This window comes from Asticcacaulis sp. W401b, assembly GCF_046503825.1.
Classification (GTDB): domain Bacteria; phylum Pseudomonadota; class Alphaproteobacteria; order Caulobacterales; family Caulobacteraceae; genus Asticcacaulis.
In genome coordinates this window covers 1-24,994 of record NZ_JBKFEE010000024.1, presented here as the reverse complement: position 1 = coordinate 24,994, position 24,994 = coordinate 1, and the positions used below count along the sequence as shown (strand labels likewise).

The following is a 24,994-nucleotide window of genomic DNA, read 5'->3' as shown; positions in this document are numbered from 1 at the left end:
TTTCCAGTACGAGCGATCTGGAATAAATCTTGCTGTTTATCCTATGTGTGTTCCACTTTGGTTGTGTCGGAGGGGTTGAGATGATTAAAGTTGAGGGTTTTGACTTTCCTAAAAATGGAATCCAAACATCGTCCGAAAAGAGAGACAATTTTCGCCCAGTTAATACTAAAATTCTTAGCCAAAGTAAAAATGGGAAATCATTTCCATTTATAAGAATTGCGGATGTCATCATCAGCTTGTTTGCATTGATTTTCTTTTTGCCAGTTTTTGCGCTAGTCGGAACAGTTATAAAAATGCAGGACGGTGGACCGGTTTTATTTTCGCAGTCCAGGATTGGGCACAAAGGCCAGGAATTTCAATGTTATAAGTTTAGAAGTATGGTATCCAATTCTGACAAAGCGCTCTCTGACTGGCTACAGATAAATCCATTTGCGCGTGTGGAATGGGAACGAGACCACAAGCTCAAAAACGACCCACGAATTACAAAATTCGGAAAGTTCCTTCGTAAGACCAGTATCGACGAGCTACCTCAACTTTGGAATGTTTTAAAAGGAGACATGAGCTTAGTGGGTCCTAGACCGATAGTGAAGTCAGAAATCTCAAAGTATGGCAAGAGTTTTTCATTTTATTGCTCCGTAACACCCGGTGTAACAGGTCTTTGGCAGGTATCCGGTCGAAACAATGTGTCGTACAAGAGACGAGTTGCGTTGGACCGTTTGTTCGCAAAAAAGAAATCTCTGGGAGTATATTGCAAAATACTTATCTATACTGTTCCCGCTGTACTTTTTCAAAAAGGATCTTATTAGATAATTTTACCTAAACTGTGGCGGGTCATCCACGGTAGGTCTCTATTTGATAACGGCGAATTGATTACTTTTCGTTCAAATTGGGCGCAATATTGTAAATGATACAGTGTTATAAATTTTTTTATTGGGCACCAAAACGGATATAATACAGCATGGGTTTATATTAAAATATACGAAAAATTTCTATTTTCGTTATTGGAAAGATTATTAATGAAAGTCATTTATTTATCGCCTTACTTCTGGCCCGAGGTGATCGGCTCTGCCAAATATTGCACGGATGTAGCGCAGTATTTGGCGGGCAGAAAACATGACGTCATTGCTTATGCTTTTCGCCCCCATTATCCTACAGTCGACGGCTTTGAGGCCTGGCGCGACGGATCTAGAGATAAAGAACGGTATGAAGGAATAACACTTTATCGAGTTCCGTCAGTTCAGCGTAAGAATGGAGGATTTGGCGCGCGATTTAAAAATGACTTTACCTTTTTTTCAAGAATAGTGATTGCGGCTTTTTCAAAGGAAAGCCAAGGTGCGGATGTGGTTGTAGCATACATCCCCTCCATACTAACGGCTTTGTCTGGATACATCATATCACTCATTAGAGGAGCACGACTAATCGTGGTGGTTCACGACATTGAAAGCGGCTTAGCAAAGTCGCTCGGAATTGTTACGATGCCGCTTTTGGTCAAATTTATGTCCTTTCTGGAAAAAATTGTTTTAAACCGAGCCGATCGAATTATTGTCCTGACAGATGGCATGCGGAAGTATTTAATACGAAACGGTGTAAGGAGAGAAATAATCGTTCTGCCGATTTGGTCCACTTTAAGTGAATTAAAATCTGAGCAAAAAAAATCGATTTCCATTGGGTACAGTGGAAATTTCGGGAAAAAGCAAAATATAGATCAAATATTGCCCCTTATTAAAGACATCGGGGATAAATATTCAAATTCTCAAATTATACTACGCGGCAACGGATCCGAAAAAGCGAGAATTATTCAAGAAATTGATAAATTTGATATAAAAAATGTTCAGTTCTTGGATCTGGCACCCACTGAAAAACTTTCAGCGGCTTTACAAGAGATAGACATCCATCTTGTACCCCAAGCCGTTGACACAGGAGATTACGCAGTTCCGTCAAAACTTGTAAGTATAATGGCCGTGGGACGACCTTTCGTGTGCATCGCCGAGGCTGGCTCGACGATAGATATGATTTCAAAAGAAAGCGGCGCTGGCATCTGCGTACCAAACGGGAACTATGCCATGCTTTTTTCTGCGGTAGCCGAATTGTTTGAGGATTCTGAGAAGCGTAGTGAAATGGGTCGAAAGGGGCAAGATTACGTGCGCTTACATCTAGATCGCGAGATAATAATGGAAAAATACGCAGGTGTTATCGAAGGATGACGACCTATCACTGTAGATCGGCGTGGAAAAGGGGCTCTGACGCAATTTTGGTGCAAACGGGTTCAATAAACATCCACCAACCGCGCCTGAAGAAGATCGATCTTGGCGCGGCCGTACATCTGGCGCTCCACGAGCTTCAGTTTAGTGATCTGTCCCTCTGTCTGGGTAATTGCTCACGTGGTTGGCGTGCGAGGCTACGCGACGGCGAAGTTTCCGTCGACGAGGACGCGGATCGCGGCGTAAGGCATCAGGCCGCGTAGGCGTGCAGTGCCTGTGATTGAGCGATATCCTGCGTGTATGTCGGCGCCCCATTGTGAGCGGAAGCCGTTTGTCACTTTTCGGAAGACGACCGACGGTCTGATCTCTCGCTCGGAGACATTGTTGGTGGGTGGCACCCTGGGATCGGTCATGAAGACGAAGAACTTGGTCCGCCACGCCTTAATTTGCTTTTTCAGATAGGCCCCGGCCGGATGGGCCGTTGGAATGGCAAGGATTTTATCGAGTTTGTCGTCTGCCTTGGCTGCATAGGCGCGAAGGGTTCCATCTTTCAGGTCCCCGCTTCGATGTCCAACGCGGATACACCATCGCAGATGGTCGCGTATTTTCGGGGCAAAGACCGTGTCGCCGCAGTCGATGGCATATTGTACGTCGCGAAGAACGTGGGCCAGACAGACCTGGTGATTTTTGGCTAGTTCCTGCTGACCGGCATAGCGGTCGCTGATCCAAACGTCCGGATAATGGCCCGCCATCACTTCTTGCGGAACGGACTTGGCTCGGCTCGGCGCGATCTTATGAAGGACCGCCTTGTCCGAGGTGAAGCTCCATTGCCATTGGGTGATACCGCTGACGCGCGTCGTGGTTTCGTCGGACGCGACGACGCGGGCGGTTCGCAGTTGAGCGGCAATGGCCTCGCAAGCCGTTGCCATCTTGCCTTCAAGGCCCTTGAAGATATTGGTCAAACCGCCTTCGGATATCTTCAGGCCGAACAGTTCTCCCATGACGCGCGACAGCCGCTCAAAACTGACATGGTGAGAATGGTGCAAATAGGTGACCAGTGAACGGATTCCAGGACCAAACGGTGAGCCGGTGGGCATCGAGGCGGGCGCGGCAGCGCGGAAACGCCGACCGCATCCGCAACGCCCGCCCATGAGTTCGACCCGCGTAACTACGGGGCGTATCGGCGGCAGGTCGATATGGTCGTAGCGACACCGAATGTGCTGGGAAAGCCGTGACACATCGGCATGGCAGTGGCGACACTCAGAAGCATACACGCGCTCTGTCCGATCAGGATTGTCGGCCAGCCGGCGCGAAACGCCCGGACGCGACGGGCGAGGCTTCTTAGCCCCGCCACCCGGCCGGTTCGGCTTACCAGGGCCGTCGCTCGATGGCGGCTGATGCGAGTTCTTCGAAGTCTTCCGCGCCTTGCCGCCGCGCCGCTCAAGGTCATTCAGCCGCCGGACCAATTCCTCGATCATAGCCCCTTGCTGGCGCAGCAGATCAGCTTGCTCTGCAATCAGCGCGTCTTTTTCTTTATCCGAAAGAGGACGAAGCGGAGGACGAATCATGACCCCATGGATTCAGAACCCGATTCATCGCGCAACCCCAAATCTGCCAACCACGTGAGCAATTACCGGCTTCAAGCGCTTCCACCCGAGCGGCCTTTTGGGCCATTTCCAGAGCAAACGCCATCAGCGCGGCTGGATCTTTCGGGAGGATAATCGAGGGGGCCGACATGAACGATTTATACCATGCAAACCCCTTATCTGCATGGGATTTCTTCAGATTTTCGGACTAAATTTCCCTATCCGGCAAGGCGGGGACGAGCCACCTTCTCGGGCCGAACCCGCTTCCAGTCGAGCCCGTCCAAAAGGGCCAGCGCCTGCGCCTGGTTTAAGCGAATACGCGCGTGCCCGACCTTCGGCCAGCAAAAGCTTCCCGTCTCAAGACGCTTCGATACCAGGCAAACCCCAGTGCCATCAAACCACACCATCCGAAGCCGGTCGGCCCGCTTAGACCGGAACACATAGACCGTCCCGTTGAACGGATCGTGACCTGCATCACGAACCAGACCCAGAAGACCATCCATACCTTTTCGGAAGTCGATAGGCTGGGCTGACAGCAACACCTTGACGCCAGCTGGGATCATGCCGCGCGTACCGCTCGGATCACTCGGGCAAGCGCCCGCTCATCAACCGACCCCTTACATCGCACGACCGCGCCGTTGATCTCAATCTCGATTGAGCCCTTCTCTTCAGCTCGCCGCGCTGACACATCGCAAACCGTCTCAACCAGCCCATGATCACGGCAGTACCGGCGCCATCCAAACAGCTGCGACGGAGAGATGCCGATCTCCCGGGCCAGAGCCGACGCGTTCACCCCAGGCATCATCGAACGCGCCGCCATTTCCGCCTTGAAGTCCTCAGGCCAGTCGCGGCGCACCCGCCCGACCCTCCCGCTTGTCACAAGCTCCACAAACTGACTATTTCTAGTCGCATGCATAGGCGTAGCCATAGAAGTTCATACCCCGTGTATCAAAACCCGGCATTTTCGAACTTTTCAGGCCGCCAGAAAACACGGGGTGGGGCTTACGCTTACGGTTGGACAGCCAGTTGTCGCGCATGAACTGCCAGACGTTTTCCTGTGGGTTAAGCTCTGGCGCTTTGGCAGGTAATGGTAACAGCGTGATGTTCGATGTAAGCATACGGCGTGTACCGCAGAATATCCGCGCGCTTGAGACCGCAGCTTGTGCTGATATGAACGTTCATAAGTGCGTACTTACGAGCGCAAAGAGTGGCTCGGCGTTCAAGTTGTCGGCGGCTTCTGTCTGCGCTTTCTGTTCTGGCGCTGGGTTTCGCGCCTGCGCGCCTCATAATGATCCCGATTGTCTTCGTGAGCCTCACGGAGGTAGGTGATGCCCTCTGGAGTGAAGAGGGTGATGGGACTGCTGTGGTCTGGTGATGCAGGGTAATTGTCGTATGCGGTGTAGCAGCCATCACCTCACACCTCTATCCTCGCCATCAGACCTCCAGTTAGTTCACAAATGACTCATCTGTGAGCTAACTTGACGCCAAATTCCCAGTTCTCAAAATCCATACCCCGGACGATTACGAACTATTGGCCGGCCAGGGGCTTCTGAAATGCTGCAGCAAAAGGCTTGACAGAAGACCGCACTCGATACATCGCAATTTCGCTAAGAATCTTCTTGCATCCCGGGCGGCAACCACAGAAGCAATTACCTAAATTTTCGTCCGTACCGCCTGAACAACCGCAGCCCGGCAGCCAAACAACTCTATCAATTCTCGATGAGATTTAGCGGACGAGCGATACGAGCCCATTATAAATATCTTCAGCCGCAGCAGAGGGGGAATATCTTTGAATCAAACTCAGGCATTTAGAAGAGGTTTCGGCGACACTATGAGTGAATAATGCCTCCGCCCTTAACAAAGCATTATAGAGCCCGTTTGGATCAAATAAATCGAAACTAATTCCAGTTATATCCTCTATTACTAATTCTGGAACACACCCGCAACGATTGCTCACTATTGCCGGACAGCCAAAGCTAAAAGCCTCATTAACAACCAAACCCCATGGCTCGCTATAACTAGGTAAAATTAAAGCCGATGCGTCCAGGTATTCTTTGTACAGATCATCTCCGGATTTTGGACCCAGAAAGTTCACCGAAGCACCTAAATTGAGACGCTTTGTTAGCACCTTCAGGAACTCCTCCTGCGGACCGCTACCCACAATTCGAAGCGTTGCATTTGGAGAATTTTCGATATAGCGACTCCAAGATTCAATTAGTACGTCTAACGACTTCTCGGGCGACAGGCGGCCAACATATAATAAACGTGGTGAGTTTGAAAGCAATTTTCTAGATTGAACTCTTTTATCAGTTATCAGCGAACGATCATAATCTTTAGGTAACGCTGCAGATTGACAACGGAATGAAATTTTTTCCTCACGGACTCCAAAAGACATAACGTACTCTTTTGCACGTATACCATAACAAAAAACTCTATCACAGCTCCTCAAGAACGCAGATTTGAACATTGATTTAATGCGAGTTTGTGGATTGTCAAAAGCAGTTGAGTCGCAGAAGACGCCGATTTTTGAAGATTTGAACTTCAAAATAAGTAATTGCACCCAGTATTCTGGCTTATCGTACCCTGCAAGAACAATGACATTCGCTTTTGACAACGCAGTCCACCGCGCAGCAACGAAAATTCTTTTCCAAACAGGAATTTTATCAAGGGATCCTTTAAACAATAACTTATATTCATATTCGTGGTAAGATTTGTCGATGCCTGAGAGATTTACGCGATTTCCTTCCGTCTCTCCGAATTGAAAAACATTTAAGCTATGGCCAAGTTTTGAGCATAAATTGTTGAGCTCAGAGAACACCACCGCTTTATATTTTGACCACATTATGTTGTGCCAAATTTCTATTTTCATAAAGTCCTCGCTAGGTGAAAATTATTCATGCTGAAGTCTAACGGAGACACTCACGGACTCGGATTACCCTAGCTGGGGATCCCCAACAAACTGTGCCTGGTGGTAAATCTCTTGTGACCATTGATCGAACACCTACGACGGCGCCCGCACCAATCTGAATACCTGGCATCACAAACACTTGCGACGCCAACCAAGATTGGGCGCCGATTCGAATGGGATGCGCTTGAATGGCGAAATCATTACACTCAAAATCATGCGTGCCAGTGCATAAGTAGCAACCTTGTGATATGACAGCGTGTTCCCCAATCTCGATTGGAGCTAGATTGTAGATTTCTGCGCCGTCGCCTACCCACGCATGGTCGCCTATAGTTAAAAACCAAGGATAAGTTATACGAACCGAAGGCCGTATTATTACTCCCTTTCCTATGCGGGCACCAAAACATCTAAGTAACCATACCCGCCATCCATACAATACTTGAGGCGATGTACTAAACAGCAACGCGCGGGCAAGCCACCACAATTGAACGAACCATCCTGATCTGCCTCGAAATCCCGGCGGCACGCGAAACTTGCTCAAATCCTGATAATTCATCCTCTCAATGCTCATATAAAAAGCCCAATAAAAAGATCGAGGTCAGCTCTAGACGTTCTTAACATTTCAGATTGTCTTTCAAAGCACCTCGCGCGTACTTTAGAAAATAGGTCCGGATCCGCCTCTAGCTTCAGAAGCCTCTCAACTAGCGGATTCAGAAATTCTGCATTAGGATCCAGCAAAGTATCATCTGCACCTAACATGTCAGCCAAACTGCCGCGGTTGGTAGTTGCTACTGGTAAGCCAGCTGATTGCGCCTCGTAGATCACCATCGGCTGCGCTTCGTTAATATAAAGGCTTGGAAAAACGAAATAGTCAATGGATGCGAAAAAGTCTGCTTTTGCCTGCCCGTAAACAGGGCCAATATATTCGAGTCCGTGATTTCGTTTTTGTGCATCCCTTATGTAAGCGGCGACTTCTGGATCGGTTACTGGACCGGCTATTCGAGCGGCAACTTGAGAACCGTTCGCTCTAAGCATTTCCACGATAGTAAGAAATCTCGCTATTCCTTTTTCGAAGGAAATATTGGACAAATATCCAATTGTAGACAGCGGCCGATCGCGATTGGTGAAATTTGTCTCCACTGGAAAAAATGCCAAATTACTAACAACGACACCGGATTTTAATCGGTATCTTTTTTTGAAAGCAACCGACATTGAATGTGAGAGAAAAATATGCTCATCAATCATATGTGAAATTATTCGAACAATTGCATTATCCCTATCAATATAGGCGTAGCTGTGGTGATGGATAATCAATTTGTGCCTACATATATTTGATATAATGCAACTCACCAAGTCATAAAATAGCCCGAGACCTCCAGATAAAGATATATATACAATAGTATTCCGTCCAAATTTAGGTAACGCTAACCAAAGTTTAACGAAGCGCAATATTCGATTAAAATGATATATAAATCCGGTTCCTGTCGATGAAATATCAAACAAGAAAGGCTCTATTCCAGTGTCTGTAAGTATTTTCGCTACTAGCTGAGTTACCTTGGAAGCCCCGTGAGTCGGTGGCGGGAATGGTCCAGCTAATATAACTTTTCGTTTTTTTTCCATTAATATTTACTTTAATTTGATTAAACATTTTTTCTTTTATTACTGGTGCATTTTTCTTTTACATTACATAATAATAACAAGAAATATTATCAAGTCCAACTTTGCCGCCCGTTAAAAGGACATTAGATAGGCTTGCTTCGCAATTTAATTTCACCATCTACGATTATTGTAAAAGTAGCATCGGGAATCAACTCGAACTTGGAAGCCAATGGCGTTGAATTCGTGAGGCTAGACGGCTTGATATGTCCGTAAACCAATACTAATTGAAGGGCGTAGATGCCTGCCCTTTTGGAGGCCCGTGTTCCGGACGCAGGCCATGGAAAATGGTGTCAAGGGCCCCAATTAGAATTTGTTTCCTTCTATGTAAAATTTCAGATCCAAACGAATGCGCAGTATTCATTATAGATTGATATACCTGAGATTCGCTAAGTCTTTTTCAGGACGCCAGCGTTTCATAGCCCCTCCAATGTACTCCATGCACTTTTCGCGTCAAGCGAGATCACAGGTGGTCTCGGTTTTACGGACAGGAATGCACCTTAGCTAAGCTTGTGTCTGTGGTGTGATTATGCCGTTTCCTCGTTATTCCCGATCGGAGGTAGGCCTAGTGCACTGACACATTCATAGGATTCACAAGACGGCTCGGGTGTGCGAGTTTGGCTGCATGTCCCAAACCGTATCCGTTATCGTTTCCGCTGAAGACCAGGCGCGGCTGGCCGCGATTATCGCCGACCGAAGCCGGCCGCTCAAGCACATCCTGCGGGCCAAGATCGTCCTTTACTCGGCCGATCGGCTGACGGCGCTGGAGGTCTGTAATTGCTCACGTGGTTGGCGTGCGAGGCTACGCGACGGCGAAGTTTCCGTCGACGAGGACGCGGATCGCGGCGTAAGGCATCAGGCCGCGTAGGCGTGCAGTGCCTGTGATTGAGCGATATCCTGCGTGTATGTCGGCGCCCCATTGTGAGCGGAAGCCGTTTGTCACTTTTCGGAAGACGACCGACGGTCTGATCTCTCGCTCGGAGACATTGTTGGTGGGTGGCACCCTGGGATCGGTCATGAAGACGAAGAACTTGGTCCGCCACGCCTTAATTTGCTTTTTCAGATAGGCCCCGGCCGGATGGGCCGTTGGAATGGCAAGGATTTTATCGAGTTTGTCGTCTGCCTTGGCTGCATAGGCGCGAAGGGTTCCATCTTTCAGGTCCCCGCTTCGATGTCCAACGCGGATACACCATCGCAGATGGTCGCGTATTTTCGGGGCAAAGACCGTGTCGCCGCAGTCGATGGCATATTGTACGTCGCGAAGAACGTGGGCCAGACAGACCTGGTGATTTTTGGCTAGTTCCTGCTGACCGGCATAGCGGTCGCTGATCCAAACGTCCGGATAATGGCCCGCCATCACTTCTTGCGGAACGGACTTGGCTCGGCTCGGCGCGATCTTATGAAGGACCGCCTTGTCCGAGGTGAAGCTCCATTGCCATTGGGTGATACCGCTGACGCGCGTCGTGGTTTCGTCGGACGCGACGACGCGGGCGGTTCGCAGTTGAGCGGCAATGGCCTCGCAAGCCGTTGCCATCTTGCCTTCAAGGCCCTTGAAGATATTGGTCAAACCGCCTTCGGATATCTTCAGGCCGAACAGTTCTCCCATGACGCGCGACAGCCGCTCAAAACTGACATGGTGAGAATGGTGCAAATAGGTGACCAGTGAACGGATTCCAGGACCAAACGGTGAGCCGGTGGGCATCGAGGCGGGCGCGGCAGCGCGGAAACGCCGACCGCATCCGCAACGCCCGCCCATGAGTTCGACCCGCGTAACTACGGGGCGTATCGGCGGCAGGTCGATATGGTCGTAGCGACACCGAATGTGCTGGGAAAGCCGTGACACATCGGCATGGCAGTGGCGACACTCAGAAGCATACACGCGCTCTGTCCGATCAGGATTGTCGGCCAGCCGGCGCGAAACGCCCGGACGCGACGGGCGAGGCTTCTTAGCCCCGCCACCCGGCCGGTTCGGCTTACCAGGGCCGTCGCTCGATGGCGGCTGATGCGAGTTCTTCGAAGTCTTCCGCGCCTTGCCGCCGCGCCGCTCAAGGTCATTCAGCCGCCGGACCAATTCCTCGATCATAGCCCCTTGCTGGCGCAGCAGATCAGCTTGCTCTGCAATCAGCGCGTCTTTTTCTTTATCCGAAAGAGGACGAAGCGGAGGACGAATCATGACCCCATGGATTCAGAACCCGATTCATCGCGCAACCCCAAATCTGCCAACCACGTGAGCAATTACCCGTATCGGGCCTGCTCTTTGATATCGACCTGCGTAAGCGCCGCACCCGCCATATTGACGCCCGCCTCTTCGAGCAGCTCAAGCGCAGCGATAGTGGCCTTCTTAGGCGTTTTGCGCCAGCGAACAAGCATAACGGTAACGTCCGCTTTTCTTGCTAGTGCACTGACTCAAACGGATGGTACAGGTCGGCGCTCGATTTTGGCGAGTATTTCCTTGGCGGGCTTGGTCCAGACGAAGGGCTTTGGGTCTTGGTTATGTTCGGCGAGATATCGGTTGATGGCGGCCTGAAGGTCGATGACAGACTTGAAGACGCCGCGCCGAATGCGACGCCTTGTGAGAACGGAGAAGAAGTTCTCGACAGCATTGAGCCACGAGCCGGAGGTCGGAGTGAAGTGGAATACCCAGCGAGGATGGCGCGCGAGCCAATCCCTGACCTTGGGATGCTTGTGGGTGGCATAGTTGTCGAGGACGGCGTGTATGCTTTTACCGGCGGGGACCTCGCGCTCGACGGTGTTCAGGAAGCGGATGAACTCCTGGTGTGTATGCTTCTGCATGCAGCGGCCGATGACGACCCCGTCCAGCACGTTGAAAGCGGCGAACAGGGTTGTGGTCCCGTGGCGCTTGTAGTCGTGGGTCATGGTCCCGCACTTGCCGGGCTTGAGCGGTAGGCCAGGCTGGGTGCGGTCGAGCGCTTGGATCTGGGACTTCTCGTCGATGGACGGGACCAGGGCGTGGGCGGGGGGATGCATGTAGAGGCCGACGATATCTTCGACCTTCTCGGCGAAGGCAGGGTCCTTGGAACGCTTGAAAGTACGCAGTCGGTGGGGCTGAAGGTCGTGCGCTTCCCAGATGCGCTGAATGGTTCGAAGCGACAGGCCCGAGGCCTTGGCCATGGCTCGGCCGGTCCAGTGGGTGACTTCACCGGGCGGCTCCGAGCAAGTCATCGCCACGATCTTGGCCACGGTCACTAAGGGGACGGCTTGCCGGCCTGGCTTGCGGCTACCTTCGCGCAGCAGCCGCTCCACGCCACCTTCGGCGTAATGTCGCTGCCAACGCCACACTGCGGGCCGACTGACTTCTGCCCGCCGCGAGACCTCCAGCGCCGTCAGCCGATCGGCCGAGTAAAGGACGATCTTGGCCCGCAGGATGTGCTTGAGCGGCCGGCTTCGGTCGGCGATAATCGCGGCCAGCCGCGCCTGGTCTTCAGCGGAAACGATAACGGATACGGTTTGGGACATGCAGCCAAACTCGCACACCCGAGCCGTCTTGTGAATCCTATGAATGTGTCAGTGCACTAGGATGCGTGTGTCGACCACGGGCAGCACAGGCGCCGTATCGAGGATGATAATCTGATAACGAGAACGAAGCGTTTGCAGCAACTGGTCCATCACCTGCGTGCCAAACACGTCCTTCGGTGTGTACTGGCTGCGCGCAAGAGGCAGATAGTCCACGCCCTGCTGATCACGCAACAGCACTTCATCCAGACGGGCCGTTCCAGCCAGAACCTCCAGCAGGCCCACCTTCGCATCAATGCCTAAGACATCATTCAGCGATCGACGACGCAGGTCGCAGTCAACAACGATCACCGACTGGCCAGCTTGAGCAAACACCTGCGCCAGACACATGGAGGTCGTCGTCTTGCCTTCCCCGGGAAGAGAGGAGGTAATGGCGATGACCTTTACCTCATTGCCAAGCCGCGAGTAGAGCAGCGAAGCGCGCAGGCTCCGAAAGCCTTCGGTAAACACAGACAATGGCTTCTCAAGCACATAACGGAAAGGTTCGGTTGGGACCTTAGTGCCTTTCTCAACCGTAGAGCCCAAGGCCGGGACACTGGCCAGGCACGATTGGCCCAACTGATTTTCAACATCGATCGCTGTGACCAGACCGCTGTCCAGTGCACGTCTTAAGAGAACAGACGCGGCTCCCGCCCCTAAGCCGCTTATCAGTGCTATAGCCATTCCCAGAGGGATCTTAGGCGACGATGGCCCTGTCGGTAGTTTGGCGCGCGCCACGATCCGCGCATCTGTCTTCTCGATACCATCTTGCGAAGAGGTTTGTTTGAAGCGAGCCAAATAGGATTCATAGAGCGTACGCACAGACTCAGCGTCGCGTTCAAGTTCGTTCAGGCGCACTTGGGCACGGTTGTTTCCAGCCAGCGCGCCCCTTGCCTGACCCACACTGCTCGCCATAGAACCGGCGCGCTGACGTTGAACAGCTGTTTCCGCTTCGAGATTGGATATGATGCGGTTGATCTCGGATTTGATCTGCCCGTCAATATCCTGCAATTCGCGCTTAGCTTTGATAATGTCCGGATGCAGCGGCCCGTAGCGTGTCTCCATTTCAGCGATCCGACGGCTGACCTGAGCGCGTTGCGAACGAAGGTCCTTGATCACCTGCGAGTTTAAAGCTTCGCCGACATCTTCCCCCGTCGAGCCAGCAGCCAGTTGACGTTTAGCCGTCGCCAGGCGCGCTTCAGCCTCGGCCAGATCGACCTTCACCGCGGCGAAGTTCTGGTTGAGATTAGACGCTTCCTGCTCCACCAGAGACGCGCCGGTCGTGCTTAAAAGATTATTGGCGATCCGATAATTCTGGACTGCTGCCTCTTTAGCCAGCACATCAGCGCGAAGTTTGTAGACCGGCGTGCAAAAAGGGCTCTGACGCAATTTTGGTGCAAACGGGTTCAATAAACATCCACCAACCGCGCCTGAAGAAGATCGATCTTGGCGCGGCCGTACATCTGGCGCTTCACGAGCTTCAGTTTAGTGATCTGTCCCTCTGTCTGGCCGTTGGACCATGATGAGGAGATCGCCGCGCTGACTGCCGCCCGGTCCCTGGCCACGCCGTTAGCGAACGAGGTGATCAGGCTGGCTTTTGCTTGCTCGACCCAGGGGTCGAGTTCAGCCATGGCTTTTTTGCGGATCATGGTGTGGAATTTCGCAACAAGGTCGCGTGCTTCGACAAGTGACGGAACGCCGCCTTCGATAGCCGCGACGAGCAAGGTTTCCGCTTTTGACAAGGTATCTCGGCCCACTGTCATTAGCCTGGCAATGGTCCTCGCCGACGGAACACGCTGTAAGCTTTCTGCGTCGGCCTTTTCCGAACGTCGCCGCCTTGTCGCCCACTCGGTAACGACCCGCATTGAACCTTGGAAGCCTAAGGCTTTGAGACGTCGCCAAAGCTCGGCACCATTTCGATGGCCGGCCACCCATTGTTCATCCAGCCATGGCAAGTGTAGTTCAAGGGAGCTTTCACGAACGCGAAAAATGTCCGAACGTTGGCCCCGCAAGATTTTCCTGACCATGCCGCGGCTATGACCGGTAACCCGGGAAATCTCCCGGATCGAGGCTCCGCTTTCCGACTGTTTAAGGATCGCGGCGTTGGTATCTTCACGTCGAAGGTAGCCTTCGTATTGGAGCCGTTCTGCGGAGGTGAGCAAGTCCGCATTGATTACAGTTGCGCCTATTGCCGCCCGGACCTGGCGCATAGATTTCCGCACGGCATCCCTGAATGCCTGGCTGGCATTCTCCATCAGATGCCAGCGATCCGCCACTTGTGTCGCTTGGGGTAGCGCCTTGGCCACGGCCCCGCCGTAACCGCCGCCGCGATCCCGGGCGACAATGGTAATTTGCGGTTGGCCACTAAGCCACGCCTCAGCCGTTGCCGGCTCTCTGTCGGGAAGAAGTCGGATTGGTCGCCGTCGTTCCAGGTCACAAATAATCGTCCCGTAGCGCTGATTGCGACGCCAAGCCCAGTCGTCAATGCCGATTACGCTTGGAGGGGCAAATGCCTTTCCGCTTCGCCGTCGAACGACGCGCAGCAATGTATCGTTGCTCACCGGAACCATCAGGCGCGAGGCAAAACTGGCGGCCGGTCGGCCTCCCAATGCCAAGCCGAGTTGGTGAACGACATAGTCGAGCCGAGCTGTCCGGCGTGCCCATGGGACCAGGACCGCACTATCGTACCGCTCGGTAAAGATGCGTCGCTTGCATGAAACGAAGTCGCATTGAAAGCGCCGCGCCGAAACAAGAAGGCGCACCGGCCGCCCAGCCAGTGGCAAATCACCGACACGGCGACAATACCGGCTGCGGACACGTTCGGATAATGAACCGCAGCATGGACAAGCGCTGCCCCTGTTCGTCGCGCGCACCGTGACAACGGTGGCAGCACCGTCCGTCACCGCGTTAACGACCTCGAAGCCGGCGGGGACGAGGTTGGAAGGTTTGAGGGCGTTTTGCATGACGTTGATTCTTAGGTGAAACCAAAGCCAGCCGACGCCCTAACTGCATCAAAATTGAGTCAGAGCCCCTTTTCGACGCCGATTGACACAGGAGTAAAGGTTTCGGCGACCACCTGTGCCTTGAATTCCTTCGGCCAGGTCTTGCGGCGCCCGCTACCTGTGAGAACCTCAATCCGCCGATAGAGCTCCGGGCTTGGAGAAGAGGCCCGCCGACCCACACCCCTGCCCAGAACGCCATTCTTAATACCATCATCAGCATCATGCTGATGACCATCATTGTCGTCCATCGTGAGAACTCTCCAAGGCTTCAGGCCTCGGTCATTTCACGGAAAACAGCCTCAGAACAGGTGGCCCGCTCGCAACAGTTACCATGAGTTCGACCCGTGTAACTACGGGGCGTATCGGCGGCAGGTCGATATGGCGTAAGCATACGGCGTGTACCGCAGAAAGTCCGCGCGCCTGAGACCGCAGCTTGTGCTGATATGAGCGCTCATAAGTGCGTACTTACGAGCGCAAAGAGTGGCTCGGCGTTCAAGTTGTCGGCGGCTTCTGTCCACGCTTTCTGTTCTGGCGCTGGGTTTCGCGCCTGCGCGCCTCATAATGATCCCGATTGTCTTCGAGAGCCTCACGGAGGTAGGTGATGCCCTCTGGAGTGAAGAGGGTGATGGGACTGCTGTGGTCTGGCGATGCAGGGTAATTGTCGTATGCGGTGTAGCAGCCATCTTCCGTGAACATGTCGATGGCGATTTCGTAGATGAGCGCCGGCTTCTCGTTCAACTCAGCAGCCACGTATTTCAGCGTAAAGAAGATGGTATCAGTCATCAGGCGGCGTCTCGCTCGCTATCTTTGATAAGCTTCCAGTTCCAGGGCAACAGTTCGTCTAACCGTGTATTGGGGTGTCCGCCTATGCGTGTAAGAACATCAGCGAGCCAGGCCTGAGGATCGATACCGGAGAGCTTGGCGGAGTAGATCAGGCTGTACATCGCCGCGGCTCGCTCACCCCCTCGGTCTGAACCGGCGAACAGCCAGCTCTTTCGACCCAGCGCCACGCCTCGGACGGCACGCTCTGCGGCATTATTTGATAAACAGATACGTCCGTCATCGAGGAAGCGCGTGAAGGACGCCCAGCGCTTGAGCATATAGTTGAGCGCCTTCGCGAGGTCGTCGCGGGCTGACAGCCTGGCTAGTTGATCGTCCATATAGAGCTTCAGGTCTTCGATCAGGGGCTTGCTGAGCTCCTGACGCACAGCGACCCGCTCTTCCGGTGACTTTCCGTTGATCCCGCGCTCGATCTCAAACAGGGCGTCGATGCGCTTGACCATTTCGAGGCCGATCGGAGAGATGGGCACGGTCTTCTTGCCATTGGCCTTGCGGCGCGCAGCGGCTTCATAATTGGCGACAGCAAAGAATGGCCGCCGGGCATGGAACCAGCAGGCTGCCTCAAGGATGGCGCCCGGCTTGCGATCAGGCAGATAGAGCTTGTTGTACCCCCCATAGGCGTCGGCCTGGAACACACCGCTCCATGTTTTCAGGTGATCAATCGGATGGGCTTCGGTTCGGTCTCTTGAGTAATAGAAGATCGCCGCGGGGGGTGACGTCGCCCCGAAGGGGCGATCATCGCGGACATAGGCCCATATTCGGCCGGTATCCGTGTGGCCTTTGGCCAGAACCGGGATAGTCGTATCGTCACCATGCAGTCTCTGGGCCTTGAACACATACGCTTCCAGCCGTTCGATCAGTGGTTTGAGTGTGTGGCAGCATGCACCAACGGCATCGGCCGTCGTCGACAGGGCGATCTCAACGCCTTCATGCTTATATTGCTCCAACTGCCGGTTAAGCGGTTTGTGGTGCCCGAACTTCTCGACGAGGATCATAGCCAGCAGGCTGGGGCTGGCCCAGGCGCGGGGAATGGCATGAAACGGCGCGGGCGCCTGACTGAAGCTCTCGCAATCCCGGCAACTGAACCGCTCGCGAACATACTCCAGCACGCGGAACTGACGGGGAATGACGTCGAGACTTTTGGTGATGTCTTCACCGAGCTTGCGCAAACGATCACCGCCACAGCAAGCGCAGACCTTCGGCGACGGGACAAGCACGCGTTCTCTCGGCAGATGATCGGGGAACGGGTTTTTCGCGGGAGACTTACGCTCGAAGCCTCGGACCGAGGTGGTTTTGGCGGCCAGGGCCTGCGAGATGAGCTCATCCTCGGTGGCTGCGGCTTCGATCTCTTCGAACAGGAATTCCTGCTGATCCAACAGTCGGCTCTGACGCTCAGACTTTGAGCCGCGAAGTTCATTCTGCAGCTTGAAGATTACCAGCTTCTGGTGCGTGATGGTCGCCAGATCATCAGCGTTTTGCGCTTTGGCCACAGCCAACTCGGCCCGTGTTCTATCGAGTTCCGCCTGCAGGTCGGCCATCTCGAGCAGCGAGGAAACGGGCTTGGGATCCATGCATCATATAAGCATGAATCCCTTATTTTGTATAGGATTTTGTGCTCTTTTCGGCTTCGCAAACGTCCTCTATCCGGCACGCTCTGGCCGCCAGGTAATCTGCGGATTTCTCCAGTCGATGCCTTCGAGAAGATAACCCAGCTGACCGGCTGAGATGCTCACCGAACCGTCCTGGACCGCTGGCCAGATAAACCGTCCGCGTTCGATACGCTTGTAGAATAAACACGCGCCGACGCCGTCATGCCAGATAATCTTGATGCGATCCCCGGCGCGCCCGCGGAAGACGAACAGGTGCCCCTGATGGGGATCCTGCTTCAAAACCTCCTGTACGATCAGCGCCAGCTTTGCAAAGCCGCACCGCATGTCCGTATGTCCCGTGGCCAGCCAGACGCGCACATCAGATCTCACCGGAATCATCGCAAAGCCCTCAAGGTTGCGGAGATCATCTCTGCGGAGGTGCCTGCCGATATTTGCACGCGCGCACCGCAAGTGAGCTCAACCGATATGCCGCCGCCGGGGCGCGCCGTTTCAAACGACTGGGCTGGCGTGATGATGGCTTCGACGAAGCCTGGGATCGGCGCAGCGTCCGAAGTCATCTGCATGTCTTTACGCCAGCCGTAGATCTGGCTGGTGGCCACATCATAACGGCGGGCAACTTCTGACACGATCGCGCCCGGCTGAAAGGCCTCAAACACGATCTCACGCCTAAGGGCATCAGGCCAACTGCGGCGACGTTCCGTACCGCTCAAAACCACTGTTCGTGTCATGAAACCCGCTCGCTGCGCTCGTAAGTACGCTCATGTGAGCGCTCATATGAGCACAAGCTGCGGTCTCAGGCGCGCAGATTTTCCGCGGTACACGCCGTATGCTTACGATATGGCAGTAGCGACACCGAATGTGCTGGGAAAGCTGTGACACGTCGGCATGGACAGCGAGAGGCATTGTCCCGGTCATCCCTCACAAAGACAACGAAAAAGATAAGCCCACCGTCTTCGCCAAGGCTCTTTACAAGGCCAAAGCCCGCATCGAGCAGGCCTTCGGTCGTCTCAAACGCTTCAAGCGCATCGCCCTACGCTGCGAAAAAACAGAGCGACACTTCCCATCTATAATCAGTTTCGCCGCCGGACTTTGCTTGGTCAAATTCGTCCACACAGCCTAACGAGAATAATTGCTCCGTGAGGGTCAGTTTTCGGCGATAATCAACATGATAGACATTGCGTTATTGAGCATCATTCGAATCCGGTTCGTTCTCTCCGAAAACTAACATTCATATTGAATGAAACTAATACGACAAATACAACAAATGGATATGGATTTACGTTCAGCATTCTATCATTAAAAAGAAATAATGGCAGTATGCCAGCCAACACGAATCCATGAAACTTACTTGCACTCCACATTTTAACGTAAAGAAAAGTGAGATTGGCTAAGAAAACTCCGAACCCTATAATGCCCATAGTTGAGATACCGTATAAGAAAAAATTATGTGGACTTAACATACCTCTTTGATTGAAATAGCCCGGCCCTGCTCCGAAGAGCGGCTTCTCTTGGATAACGGCAATTGCGGTCAGCCAGTGGGAATCTCTTCCTACGAATCCTGTGCCCACTCCCCGATACTCGTCATTTAACATAAACACGTCGGACATTACGTGGTAAATCAAAGATGAAGCAAGCAGAGCTAGAGAGATTAAGAATACAACGGTCGGCAAGACAGGAAAGGCTCTTGCCCTGAGCCTAAACATATAGGCAACACCCTCAAAACCAAAACGCAGAGCAAGAGTAAGCACCACAGCTAGAAGTGCCGCACGCCCCTGCATTAGCATGATACTCGGAACGATAGCGGCGACAATCATTGCAGTAGACTTCCATCGCATTGATAGTGCTGCCGCCACAACACCAATTGCGCCAATTTCGGAACCAAGATTTGGATGGAAACCCCTGAAATAGAAATAGCGTCCATAATTATTCGGAATATAGTTAAATATACACATTACTGAGTGTATTACGGCGAATGTAGAAACAGAAATAGCAATAGATTTAAGATAATCCAACAATCCATCCTTGCCAATTAATGCGCATGACAAGATTAATTGCCCAGAAAATCCTAAAATTTGTATTAATTGTAAGTAATCTTCTCCATTAATTACGATCCCTGGCAATATTGAAAAAAATACTACAAAAACAAAAAACAATGCATTTCTGGGTATATGAATTTTTTTATAGAATATGGATGCTAGGAAAATTTTTAATAGAATCACTCCAAAATGAAACGTCGTCTGCTCAACACCAATAATGTATGATAATATTATAAGGGTGTCCATGTAACCGACAAGACGGCCCGTTAATCTGAATCGCGGCTCAGATGAATAAATAATGTTGTTCATATTCATCTTTTCTTGCGTTACGAATACTTTGTTCATTTTCACTCTCAGCTATCTGAGCACGTTTTGAAATACGGGCGATCCTGCTTGAAATTAAATACGCGACCGCAAAATAGGTAAATGCTGAAATTCGATTCCGTCTATGTGGGTTATAGGAGTGCTTCAGGAAGTGCGGACAAACCGTGCCATTACGCCGATGCTTTCCTGACGCTCCAGATGTCGTTAGGGCATGATTTTATTTTACAACTACCAGATATGCGCCCGAACGCCAACAATTTGCTTGGTTTCGCATACAAAATAAAATCGTGTCCCGGGACGTGGTGTAACTGAGCGCTAGGCATCAGTGGTTTCCGGAGAGGTCCGGATTTTCGTCAGCTTGCCACGGCTGGCATGCTGAGAACTATGCGGAAATCGTCTCCGAGATGTTCGGGCTCGCCCACGAGATTGACGATCGGTTATTCAACATCAGCGAGGCTCTGGAAAAACTCCAGAAAGCAATCTCCAGGCTGACGGATTTACAGCCCGAGAGCCTCATCTGGGGCGACTAAATCCTATGTCGCTTAAGGACCTTTGCCGGGATTTACCCTTGCTGTGATGGACGTACCCCCCAGATTCGCTTATAATGAAAAAGAATGCTACGCCGCGCTGGTTCTTCGACGAACAGAAACACTAGAACCGCGAGACTGATCGTAATCGCTGGGCTTGCAAAGCGATCAAAGGGGGTTGGGATTAGCATCGCGCACCAGGCCCGTACCGGCGCTTGCAGGAGGTAAAGGGAATAGCTGGCACCACCCAGAAGTATCAACCATCGATTGGAAAGCACTCGCGATATGATACCTCTGCCGCTTGCAGTAAAGAAAATCAAAAGCCCAGCCAAAATTGCAAATATAGCTTTGGTCTGAACGCTCTCCGCGAATGACAGCACGAGCATAATGCCCGCTAAGGTAGCGGCCTCTGCAATGTCTGGGTTAACCTTGTTGAACCATTGGGGAGCCCGAAGATGGAGGATACATAGAGCTGCACCAAAACCGAATTCCGCCATACGGAATAGCGGTAGCGGCACGAATGTGTTGGTTCCGAATAGTTCAATGTCGATGGTGCCTGGTGCGATAGACGGTGTCCCAATGATGACAATGACAAGGGCACATACTGCCAGCATGGTGGCGAGCGCGGCATTCCCGATGTCACGGAGGAGCGGATAGACTAGAGGGAAAATTAAGTAGAACACCGCTTCAATCGATAGTGTCCACGCCTGCATCACCCAGACATAACCGTGGTCGCTCGCCGGCGTCGTCCACGACTGCGTCATACTCAGGACCGAAACGATATCACCGATTCCTAGCCCATCCTATTCATGGCGGCGGCAAAATGATGCAGCGGGTATGGCGTAAAGCGTTGTTTTGGAATAGATTCTGGTTACCACACCTGACCCAAACCCAAGACACGCGGAGCCACACCCGCCATGGACCAGGATACCGATCTTCCGTTCGATTTGCCAAGCGTTTCGCGCAAGAAAATCACAGCTGCCTTTGATGGCGGACGCATCAGTTCGGACGGCGGTGTCATGCTGTTATCTGCCGCGGAACGCCGGATCGGGATCATTGATCGGCTTTGGCGGCTGATACCCGATCAACGCAATCCGTTCCTGGTGACCCATTCCCTTGCGTCGATCCTGAAGGCCCGGGTCTTCGCCATCGCTTGCGGCTATGAAGATGGCAATGACCTCGGCTTCCTGCGCACCGATCCGGGTTTCAAGCTGGCATGCGGGCGACTGCCTGAAAGCGGCAAGGACCTGTGCTCACAACCGACCCTGTCGCGCCTTGAGAAAGCGCCGGACCTGCGTAGCTCGATCAAGCTGACCTACGGTCTTATCGAACAGTACTGCGCCAGTTTCGGGTCGGCTGTTCCCACCGCCGTAACCCTCGATATCGATGACACGGTCGACGTGGTTCACGGCCGACAACAGCTCTCGCTCTTCAATGCCCATGAGGGGGAATATGTCTTTAAGCCCATTCACGTCTACGATGTGACCACAGGCCGACCGGTCGTCGTCATCCTGCGCCCCGGCAAGACGCCGTCAGGCAAGGAGGTGCGCGGCTGGGTCCGTAGGTTGGTGCGCCAGATCCGCAAACACTGGCCCACAACCCACTTTACCCTGCGCGGTGATGGTCACTATTCCCGACCCGAAGTCATGGCCTGGGCTGAGCGCAAGGGCGTTGAGTATATCTTCGGGCTCGCCGGTTCAAAGCCTTTGCCGATCATATCCGTGTCGTTCGGGCCGAACAGGACGCCGCGGCCGTGCGCAGCTACACCGAAGTCCGTCATGGAGCCAAATCCTGGGGCTGTGAGCGCCGCGTTATCGCCCGCATTGAAGCCACGCCGCTCGGCCTCGACACTCGCTTCGTCGTGACATCCCTGACCGATCCCGATCCGGAAACCCTCTACGCCAAACTCTATTGTGCCCGAGGCAATGCTGAAAATCTGATCAAGCTCCACAAGACCCAGCTCAAAAGCGATCGCACCTCTTGCCGCTGTCCTCTGGCCAACCAGATGCGCCTGATCCTTCACACCGCCGCCTATTGGCTGATGCTGGCTGTCCGCGATCAGATCCCCAAGGCCCATAAGCTGGCGACCGCTGAGTTCAATACCATCCGCTTGCGCCTGCTGAAGATCGGGGCACGGATCAAAGAGACCGCACATCGCGTAAGGATTGCCTTCGCCGCGGCTTGCCCGGAGGCCTCTCTCTTCCGGCAAATAATGGTGGGCCTCAAACCCGCCCCCGCATGAACGACGGGGCTATGCCCCCAAAGCCGCCGCCATCACCATCAACCCCATCGGAGAAAAATCAAACGCAGCGCGTGGCGGAAAACACGACGCCAACGAACGCGTCCGTGAAAAAGCCGATCTAAATGGAAAGGCGAACGCTGTTACGATGAATGATCCGGGCTAGATAGCCGTCGGTAAGTGCCCGCGTCACAAACTCCGGAGCGTTGAGACTGCGTGAAAAACCCGCTCCGTAATGAAACATCAAAACAGCCAAGGCAGCGAAAAACCGAATGCTTGTCAGAGCTGAGAGAGACGTGTCTCTTGAAATCCGCATTACAGCCTCTGTTTGTTAATCTTCGTCGAGAATTAATGAAGTTATCTAATTGCGGGGCTGAGGTTGTCTAATCGCGAGGCTGAGGTCAAGCACCTAAAATTTGAGTAGTCCGCCGGGTGTATGGTTGTCTCCGCGGTCGACATCAGGCGCGGCATGATGGTGCTTCACGGGAGAAGCTTTCAATGTGGACGACGCACTGCGCTGAATCAGCGGTGCAACTCCATCAACGGAATAGCTCAGCCCTCGTCCCGGCAGGGACCTCTCAAACGTTCAGAACCTGAACGCTACCTCTATAAGTCATAATGCTACGCCTGCATTTCGATCAAAAAATTTCCCGTTTTTCAGCATTGCATGCATTATAACCGTGAGTTTTCGAGCATCAGCGACGGCAGCTCGCTTGAATCCGATTCTTTCGCGAAGCTTTAAGCCCCATTTACGCAGGCTGCTATCGACGGTGCTGCGCGTCAGGATCACTGTGGCGGCCTCATAAAGCAATCCTCGTAAGTGTTTATCGCCTCGGCGTGATATGTGGCCGTCGTAATCTACCTCACCTGATTGGTAGCGTCTTTTCGTTAAGCCGATCCAGGCACCGACTGAGCGAGATCTTTTGAAGTTCCCTGGATCCTCAATGGCGGTGACGAAAGGTAATTACCTCTGTGGTTGCCGCCCGGGATGCAAGAAGATTCTTACCTAAATTGCGATGGATCGAGTGCGGTCCTCTGTCAGGCCTTTTGCTGCAGCATTTCAGAAGCCGCTGGCCGGTATGGTGACCCGCGGATCAAGCCTAAATCTCACGGAAGAGTTAATGGCTCGGAGTAATTAACTGGTTTTCCTTATCCAGATTTGTTCGATCATTTCGCCTATTCAGGTCGTCGCCTTCCTTTCCCTCCCCATCATCCAAAGTCATGTCGATTTCGCATCCTGTTGATCATGCTGTCACTACCTGCGCCGGAACTCTATAATTCTCTTTCTTTGTAAGCAAAGCCCAGATTGTACGGGCCATTTTATTCGCCAGGGCGATGGCGACAAGCATCCGGGCCAACCACGATCCCTCCGGGATAGATTTGCAGCCCATCCAGTTCAGGCGGGACATCGCGCCGATGATCAGCAGTCTGCGAATATCTGCCTGCCCTGCCTTGGATATCCGGCCAAGCTTCTCCTTCCCACTAGAGGAGAGTTGTCGAGGGACAAGCCCAAGCCATGCTGAGAAGTCGCGACCGCATTTAAAGTTTTCCATCGCCGGGGCGAATGCCTCGACAGCCAACGCCGTTTGCGGGCCTACACCGGGGATAGTCTGCAAACGCCGCGCCGTGTCCGTTTCTGCAGCCATTGCCTTGATCTTCTGCATTCGGGCGTTAATGCGTGCCGTCTTTTCACCGATCTGTTCCAGCAAGTCCTGACACTCTTCGCGCATCAGGTCCGGCAAGTCATTCCCAGGCTCATCCAGTATCTCTTGAATGCGCGTAATCTGACCTATTCCCTGCGGAACAACATGACCTGCTTCGTAGAGGCAGGCCCTGAGGGCGTTGATCAGCTCCGTGCGCTGATGAACGAGCCGCTCGCGCGCCCGGGACAAAAGAGCCCGGCTTTGTTGCTCCGGCGACTTCGGTTCCACAAAGCGCATTTCCGGCCGCTGGGCTGCGATCACGATGCCTCCGCATCGGCCGCATCATTCTTCTGACGCTTCACAAACGGCTTCACGTACTGCGACGCAATCAACTTTACGTCGTGGCACATGCTCATCATCTCACGAGCCCAATAATGCGCGCTGCCACAGGCCTCCATTACAACAACCGCAGGCCCCTGTGCCCTCATGAACTTCAAGAACCCTTCCCTCGACAGCTTCTTCTTAAATCGTACTTCACCCGTCATGGACGCGCCATGAAGTTGAAAGACAGACTTTGCCAAGTCTACGCCGATCATTGTATCCTTCGTCACGGTCGCCGTCCTCTCCGCTCAGTGGCCCTTAACACCACTACCTTGGCACATTGCGATGCCGTCTGGGGAGGACGGTAACCACCCCATCTCACCTACCTGGCAGAACGGCTATGCAAGGGTGAAGTTTCCGTCGACGAATCTGCGGATGGCGGCATAGGGGGTTTCACCGCTCAGGCGCGCGGCCCCCGTGATTGACCTGTAACCGGCATGGATGTCGGCTCCCCATTGGGATTAGAAGCCGCGTGTCTGTCAACCATAGGCTGACACGGTTTCTGCTTTTTAGGGTTGAGTAAACTTCGCG

At 53.0% G+C, this 24,994-nt stretch carries 21 protein-coding genes and 4 pseudogenes; 4 read left to right on the top strand and 21 right to left on the bottom strand.

Annotated elements, in window-relative coordinates:
* Positions 1-80 precede the first annotated feature (80 nt).
* Positions 81-806, top strand: a complete 726-nt coding sequence (locus ACK8OE_RS19970; protein WP_410274079.1) for a sugar transferase — start codon at positions 81-83, stop codon at positions 804-806.
* 210 nt (positions 807-1,016) lie between these two features.
* Positions 1,017-2,204, top strand: a complete 1,188-nt coding sequence (locus ACK8OE_RS19965) for a glycosyltransferase family 4 protein (protein WP_410274078.1) — start codon at positions 1,017-1,019, stop codon at positions 2,202-2,204.
* A 194-nt stretch (positions 2,205-2,398) separates the two neighbouring features.
* On the opposite strand, the gene tnpC (ACK8OE_RS19960) is transcribed toward ACK8OE_RS19965, so the two are convergent.
* From tnpC (ACK8OE_RS19960) to tnpA, 17 genes and pseudogenes are all read right to left on the bottom strand, one after another.
* Positions 2,399-3,769 carry an IS66 family transposase gene (gene tnpC / locus ACK8OE_RS19960; protein ID WP_410274072.1) on the bottom strand — a complete coding sequence of 457 codons (1,371 nt, stop codon included), beginning with the start codon at positions 3,767-3,769 and terminating at the stop codon, positions 2,399-2,401.
* Between the two features lie 236 nt (positions 3,770-4,005).
* On the bottom strand, positions 4,006-4,350 hold the full coding sequence (gene tnpB, locus ACK8OE_RS19955; RefSeq protein WP_410274077.1) for an IS66 family insertion sequence element accessory protein TnpB: 345 nt from the start codon (positions 4,348-4,350) through the stop codon (positions 4,006-4,008).
* Positions 4,347-4,703 carry a transposase gene (locus ACK8OE_RS19950; RefSeq protein ID WP_410274076.1) on the bottom strand — a complete coding sequence of 119 codons (357 nt, stop codon included), beginning with the start codon at positions 4,701-4,703 and terminating at the stop codon, positions 4,347-4,349. The genes tnpB (ACK8OE_RS19955) and ACK8OE_RS19950 overlap by 4 nt, the downstream gene beginning before the upstream one ends.
* A gap of 94 nt (positions 4,704-4,797) precedes the next feature.
* Positions 4,798-4,902 (bottom strand): annotated as a pseudogene (locus ACK8OE_RS19945) (transposase); the annotation flags it as partial.
* Between the two features lie 611 nt (positions 4,903-5,513).
* On the bottom strand, positions 5,514-6,656 hold the full coding sequence (locus ACK8OE_RS19940; protein ID WP_410274075.1) for a glycosyltransferase: 1,143 nt from the start codon (positions 6,654-6,656) through the stop codon (positions 5,514-5,516).
* Between the two features lie 37 nt (positions 6,657-6,693).
* Entirely contained in the window at positions 6,694-7,248 is a 555-nt protein-coding gene (locus ACK8OE_RS19935; protein WP_410274074.1) for a putative colanic acid biosynthesis acetyltransferase, read from the bottom strand.
* A gap of 11 nt (positions 7,249-7,259) precedes the next feature.
* Entirely contained in the window at positions 7,260-8,312 is a 1,053-nt protein-coding gene (locus tag ACK8OE_RS19930) for a glycosyltransferase family 4 protein (protein ID WP_410274073.1), read from the bottom strand.
* An 838-nt stretch (positions 8,313-9,150) separates the two neighbouring features.
* On the bottom strand, positions 9,151-10,521 hold the full coding sequence (gene tnpC, locus ACK8OE_RS19925; protein WP_410274072.1) for an IS66 family transposase: 1,371 nt from the start codon (positions 10,519-10,521) through the stop codon (positions 9,151-9,153).
* 62 nt (positions 10,522-10,583) lie between these two features.
* The gene (locus ACK8OE_RS19920; protein ID WP_410274071.1) at positions 10,584-10,718 is read right to left on the bottom strand and encodes a hypothetical protein; all 135 of its coding nucleotides are present in this window, start codon (positions 10,716-10,718) and stop codon (positions 10,584-10,586) included.
* Between the two features lie 36 nt (positions 10,719-10,754).
* Positions 10,755-11,825: an IS630 family transposase gene (locus tag ACK8OE_RS19915; RefSeq protein ID WP_410274070.1), complete on the bottom strand. Its 1,071-nt coding sequence runs from the start codon at positions 11,823-11,825 to the stop codon at positions 10,755-10,757.
* A 48-nt stretch (positions 11,826-11,873) separates the two neighbouring features.
* A complete protein-coding gene (locus tag ACK8OE_RS19910; protein ID WP_410274069.1) occupies positions 11,874-13,271 on the bottom strand; it encodes an AAA family ATPase in 1,398 nt (465 codons plus the stop codon).
* Complete coding sequence (locus ACK8OE_RS19905) at positions 13,268-14,824, bottom strand: ISL3 family transposase (RefSeq protein WP_410274068.1); 1,557 nt, start codon at positions 14,822-14,824, stop codon at positions 13,268-13,270. The genes ACK8OE_RS19910 and ACK8OE_RS19905 overlap by 4 nt, the downstream gene beginning before the upstream one ends.
* Before the next feature lie 59 nt (positions 14,825-14,883).
* Positions 14,884-15,111, bottom strand: a complete 228-nt coding sequence (locus ACK8OE_RS19900; protein ID WP_410274067.1) for a hypothetical protein — start codon at positions 15,109-15,111, stop codon at positions 14,884-14,886.
* A 244-nt stretch (positions 15,112-15,355) separates the two neighbouring features.
* Positions 15,356-15,646: a hypothetical protein gene (locus ACK8OE_RS19895; RefSeq protein ID WP_410274066.1), complete on the bottom strand. Its 291-nt coding sequence runs from the start codon at positions 15,644-15,646 to the stop codon at positions 15,356-15,358.
* Positions 15,646-17,241: an IS66 family transposase gene (gene tnpC / locus ACK8OE_RS19890; RefSeq protein WP_410274080.1), complete on the bottom strand. Its 1,596-nt coding sequence runs from the start codon at positions 17,239-17,241 to the stop codon at positions 15,646-15,648. Before tnpC (ACK8OE_RS19890) ends, ACK8OE_RS19895 begins: the two co-directional genes overlap by 1 nt.
* A gap of 102 nt (positions 17,242-17,343) precedes the next feature.
* Positions 17,344-17,691, bottom strand: coding sequence for an IS66 family insertion sequence element accessory protein TnpB (gene tnpB / locus ACK8OE_RS19885; protein ID WP_410274065.1), 348 nt, complete (start codon positions 17,689-17,691; stop codon positions 17,344-17,346).
* Positions 17,688-18,041 (bottom strand): IS66-like element accessory protein TnpA, encoded by a 354-nt coding sequence (gene tnpA / locus ACK8OE_RS19880; RefSeq protein WP_410274064.1) that lies wholly within the window; start codon positions 18,039-18,041, stop codon positions 17,688-17,690. The genes tnpB (ACK8OE_RS19885) and tnpA overlap by 4 nt, the downstream gene beginning before the upstream one ends.
* 128 nt (positions 18,042-18,169) lie before the next feature.
* Here tnpA and ACK8OE_RS19875 point away from each other — a divergent pair, with 128 nt between their 5' ends.
* Positions 18,170-18,433 (top strand): transposase, encoded by a 264-nt coding sequence (locus ACK8OE_RS19875; RefSeq protein WP_410274063.1) that lies wholly within the window; start codon positions 18,170-18,172, stop codon positions 18,431-18,433.
* A gap of 70 nt (positions 18,434-18,503) precedes the next feature.
* On the opposite strand, the gene ACK8OE_RS19870 is transcribed toward ACK8OE_RS19875, so the two are convergent.
* Together ACK8OE_RS19870 and ACK8OE_RS19865 are read right to left on the bottom strand one after the other, a co-directional pair.
* The gene (locus ACK8OE_RS19870; protein ID WP_410274062.1) at positions 18,504-19,694 is read right to left on the bottom strand and encodes an O-antigen ligase family protein; all 1,191 of its coding nucleotides are present in this window, start codon (positions 19,692-19,694) and stop codon (positions 18,504-18,506) included.
* A gap of 541 nt (positions 19,695-20,235) precedes the next feature.
* Positions 20,236-20,964, bottom strand: a complete 729-nt coding sequence (locus ACK8OE_RS19865) for an acyltransferase family protein (RefSeq protein ID WP_410274061.1) — start codon at positions 20,962-20,964, stop codon at positions 20,236-20,238.
* A 153-nt stretch (positions 20,965-21,117) separates the two neighbouring features.
* On the opposite strand from ACK8OE_RS19865, the pseudogene ACK8OE_RS19860 reads away from it, so the two are divergent.
* Positions 21,118-22,442: pseudogene (locus ACK8OE_RS19860) on the top strand (IS1380 family transposase).
* A gap of 610 nt (positions 22,443-23,052) precedes the next feature.
* Here ACK8OE_RS19860 and ACK8OE_RS19855 read toward each other — a convergent pair.
* Positions 23,053-23,397, bottom strand: a pseudogene (locus ACK8OE_RS19855) (transposase); the annotation flags it as partial.
* Between the two features lie 286 nt (positions 23,398-23,683).
* Positions 23,684-24,678 (bottom strand): annotated as a pseudogene (locus tag ACK8OE_RS19850) (IS110 family transposase).
* Positions 24,679-24,994 lie beyond the last annotated feature (316 nt).